Annotated in this window: 1 pseudogene; it reads left to right on the top strand. The window is 41.9% G+C overall.

Annotation, left to right across the window (positions count from 1 at the left end):
• Positions 1 to 234 (top strand): annotated as a pseudogene (locus tag AAEY57_RS21195) (bifunctional biotin--[acetyl-CoA-carboxylase] ligase/biotin operon repressor BirA); the annotation flags it as partial.

Raw genomic sequence — 234 nt, 5'->3', positions numbered from 1 at the left:
GGTATCAACTTACAAATGCCAGACAGCTTTAGCCAACATATAGACCAAGCGTGGACCGACTTAAATCAACATACCCAACAGCTAGATAAAAACCAGCTGGTGGCATCGCTTACTCATCATTTAGAGCAGCGTTTAGTGCAGTATCGTCAAACAGGTTTGCAAAATATGTATGAGCAATGGAATTCACTCAATGCATTTGCTGGTGATTATGTTGAGCTTAATACAGGGCACCGA

The sequence above is a fragment of the Pseudoalteromonas sp. MER144-MNA-CIBAN-0113 genome (assembly GCF_040308965.1).
Lineage (GTDB): Bacteria > Pseudomonadota > Gammaproteobacteria > Enterobacterales > Alteromonadaceae > Pseudoalteromonas > Pseudoalteromonas tetraodonis.
This window is presented reverse-complemented; position numbering and strand designations above follow the sequence as displayed.